General features: G+C 43.2%; 3 protein-coding genes. All 3 read left to right on the top strand.

Features of this window, described 5'->3' with window-relative positions:
- On the top strand, positions 1-806 hold an 806-nt coding region (locus E1163_RS17695), incomplete at its 5' end, for an aminotransferase class IV (protein ID WP_185156131.1).
- Positions 807-859: 53 nt separating this feature from the next.
- On the top strand, positions 860-1642 hold the full coding sequence (locus E1163_RS17690; RefSeq protein WP_155173788.1) for an exodeoxyribonuclease III: 783 nt from the start codon (positions 860-862) through the stop codon (positions 1640-1642).
- 169 nt (positions 1643-1811) lie between these two features.
- Complete coding sequence (locus E1163_RS17685) at positions 1812-2633, top strand: M57 family metalloprotease (RefSeq protein WP_155173787.1); 822 nt, start codon at positions 1812-1814, stop codon at positions 2631-2633.
- The last annotated feature ends 347 nt before the right edge of the window (positions 2634-2980 follow it).

Below are 2980 nucleotides of genomic sequence, written 5' to 3'. Positions count from 1 at the left end.
TCAAGCGACAGGACGCGAAAATCGGTATATCAGACCTCAGTATTATCAGAGGCTACGGTATCTTTGATTTCTTCAGGCTTAAGGACAATGCCCCTCTTTTTATGGAGGATCATCTTGACAGGTTCTTTCTTTCTGCCCGGAAAGTATTTGATGAAATACCCTTTGATAAAGAAAGTCTGGAGGCCAGGATCAGGAAGCTTATAGAAGTAAACCAAATGCCGGTTTCAGGTATCAGGGTAGTGCTGACCGGTGGCTATACCCCGGATGGCTACAGCATAGGATTGCCCAACCTTATTATCACACAGGAGCATATCAAATTTCCGCCTGACGAACGCTACAGAACAGGAGTTAAGCTGATTACCTATCCCTATTTAAGGGAGCTGCCTGAGGTAAAGACCATAAATTATATGACAGGCATCTGGCTGAAAAAGGAAATTGCCAAAGCCGGGGCCTTTGATGTACTATACCACCACAACGGACTCGTTTGTGAGCTTACCAGAAGTAATTTCTTCATTGTCAATCAGCAAAATGAGATCATAACGCCGGACCGGAGCATATTAAAAGGGGTAACCCGGCGCAAGGTGCTGGATCTTGCGCGGCAAAAATTCAAAGTACATGAAGCTCCTGTATCAGTGGATGACCTGCGAACGGCCAAAGAAGCTTTTCTGACAGGTACTACAAAGAAAGTTTTGCCCGTTACACTTATTGACGACTTTACCATAGGAGATGGGCAAGTGGGCTCCATCACCAAAGAACTTATGCAGCAGTTCAGCCTGTTTGAAGAGAAGTATATAAAACAGGGCTGATTATCTCGGATTTCATAGCATCAATTTTTTGCACTAAATACTAAACAGATTTTATGAGTAATCTAAAACTCGTGTCCTGGAATATCAACGGCATCAGGGCCATATTGAAGAAAGATTTTGTTGAAAATATTAAAAAGATGAACCCGGACATATTCTGCCTGCAGGAAACCAAAGCGCAGGTCGAGGATGTGAAAACGGCTGCTCAGCTTCTTCCGGAGTACCATGCCTACATCAATTCTTCCAAGGCAAGAAAGGGCTATTCAGGAACGGCCATATTCTCCAAAAAGGAGCCGGTCAGTGTGGTTTATGACCTTGGCCATGATGACCACGACCAGGAAGGAAGGGTGATTACGGCGGAGTACCAGGATTTCTTTCTGGTGAATGTATACACCCCTAACTCTGGCCAGGGCCTCAACAGACTGGATTACAGGCAAACGTGGGACGAGGTTTTTCTGAAGCACCTCAAAGCTCTGGAAGAAAAGAAGCCAGTCATTCTGTGTGGCGACCTTAACGTGGCGCATCAGGAAATAGACATTGCCAGGGCCAAACAGAACTACAACAAATCAGCCGGCTACACTCAGCAGGAGATTGATGGCTTTAGCAACTATATTAGCAATGGCTTTGTGGATACTTTCCGTCATTTCTATCCGGAGGAGATTAAATATTCCTATTGGAATTACATGTTCAATGCCAGGTCCAGGAATGTGGGCTGGCGAATAGATTACTTCCTGGTTAGCAGCGGTTTGCTCGATAAGATAAGAAGTGCGGCGATTCACAATGAGTATGAAGGTTCCGATCACTGCCCTGTGGAATTGGAGCTTGAATCAGCATATTAGAAACATTCTTCACAAAGGATTTAGATTAATAGATTATTGTTTGGATTTTTTAATTTTTCCCAGACATTATTTTGTTGTTAAAAATAAATCAAGAATTATATTTTGAGTTTAAACATGCTTTTCCAACATTGCGAGCGTTTATTTAAATAACCTAAATCCATTTTAAATTATGAAAAGATTAAATTCTCTTCTGGTACTGGCAGTGTTGGCCAGCGGCGTGTTTTTCTCATGTGAAAACGAAAGTGTAGCTCCTGGTGATGATGTACCTGAAGAAGTGTTGTCTAAACTGACTCAGTTAGGCTTCAGCATTGATGGTGTGTCTCGTTTTGAAGATGGTTTTCTTGTAGAAAATGACATTTATCTTACGGCTGCAGACATTGAAAGAATGAGTCCCGGACAAAGCATCCCTACAGTGGAGCAGTACAGCACCAATAATCTGGTAAATGGCCCGAGAGTGATCAACGTTTACATGCCGACTGGCAGCCGTGGTTTCAGCTCCGGTGAGCAGGCAGGTTTGGATGAAGCTATCAGAAGATACAATGCAGAAAACCTTACATTGACTTTCCAAAGAGTCTCTACAAGTAGTAATGCTGATATAGTTTTTGAAAGGTTGAGCAAAGGGGACGAGAGACGAGGTGTTCTTGGTTCTGCAGGATTCCCAACAGCTTCAGGTGACCCCTATGGTACAATCAAGATGAGCGGTATTCTGGAATCTAGGTATGGTCTTAGCACTGATGGTATCGCTACTATCATGGCTCACGAAATGGGTCATTGCATCGGTTTCCGTCACACTGATTATTTTGACAGAAGCATAAGCTGCGGAGGTTCTACTGCTAACGAAGGTGACGGAGGTGTAGGAGCAAACCATATCCCTGGTACTCCAACCGGAGCTGATCTTTCAGGTAACGGTTCATGGATGCTTGCCTGTACTGACGGTTCAAGCAGACCTTTCACAAGCGCTGACAAAACTGCTTTGGATTACCTGTATTAATCAATAGTAACCACAATATTAACTGCCTTAAATGGTTCAACCGAACTGTTTAAGGCAGTTTTTTTATGCGATTTTTTTGTAAGATTGGTCTTTTACAACGGTTCTGGCTCCTTCGGAATATTAAATCACATATTTCACCTCATTTTAAGCCGTACATAATAAATTATTTGCAGTAACTAATCCTCCGCTGATGAAGGTGGTCGTAGGTCAGAGAGTGTCAAGTGTGAACTGATGAAGATCAGATACATCTGCAGAGAAGGGAATTAGCTATTCAGTAACCAGCAACCAGCCCGTTGGCCGATCACAAGTCACTTTGGTCGATCCTGCCTAATTTGTTATGCTCTACC

Source organism: Fulvivirga kasyanovii (assembly GCF_009711405.1).
Classification (GTDB): domain Bacteria; phylum Bacteroidota; class Bacteroidia; order Cytophagales; family Cyclobacteriaceae; genus Fulvivirga; species Fulvivirga kasyanovii.
Note: the sequence above shows the minus strand (reverse complement) of the source record. Positions and strands in the feature narration are given on the sequence as shown.

Bases quoted from the DNA above. Each gene is read 5' to 3' on its own strand.
- E1163_RS17685 (WP_155173787.1), top strand. From the start codon at position 1,812: ATGAAAAGATTAAATTCTCTTCTGGTACTGGCAGTGTTGGCCAGCGGC.
- E1163_RS17690 (WP_155173788.1), top strand. From the start codon at position 860: ATGAGTAATCTAAAACTCGTGTCCTGGAATATCAACGGCATCAGGGCC.